Here is a 630-nt window from a genome sequence, read left to right as displayed (position 1 = left end):
AACACTCGGCGTCAATACTTGGTAAAACAACCTTTGAGTACCGCATCAGTACCGCGTTTTTGGTAAGCGATACGCCAAACAAGGATTTATTGTGTCTGTTAGTTCTGATTCTGCAAAATCTGCCCAGCAAAACCCTCCAAATGAAACAGTGACTCAGTCTGCCAAAAGCAGTACTGCATCTAATAGTATGCCGTACTTGAGTAACTTTGGTAGTGATGTTGCCAATAGCTGGCTGTTGCCTGATGGGGTGGTCGATGTCCTGTTTGAAGATGCTCATAAGCAAGAAGTGCTTAGGCATCAACTGATTGAGCAGCTTATTACTCATGGTTATCAGCTGGTTTGTCCGCCGATGATTGAGTTTACTGAATCTTTGCTAAGTGATGCATCAGAAGATCTGAAGCGTCAAACCTTTAAGATTATCGATCAGTTGACGGGTCGTCTAATGGGCGTACGCGCGGATATTACTCCGCAGATCTTGCGTATCGATGCGCATCATGGTGGTACGGGTATCGCTCGTTATTGCTACGTCGGTGATGTGATTCATACTTTGCCATCAGGTCTGTTTGGCTCTCGTACACCGCTACAGCTAGGCGCTGAGATATTTGGCTGTGCATCACTGGCAGCAGATAT

General features: G+C 45.9%; 1 protein-coding gene. It reads left to right on the top strand.

Annotated features, from left to right (window positions below; translation table 11 throughout):
- Positions 1 to 187: 187 nt before the first annotated feature.
- Positions 188 to 630 (top strand): ATP phosphoribosyltransferase regulatory subunit (locus ACS8FC_RS18665; protein ID WP_439297890.1); only part of this gene is annotated, 443 nt, incomplete at its 3' end.

This window comes from Psychrobacter sp. 1Y4, from assembly GCF_051847555.1.
The sequence above is the reverse complement of the archived record's forward strand: the minus strand, read 5'-3'. Positions and strand labels throughout refer to the sequence as shown.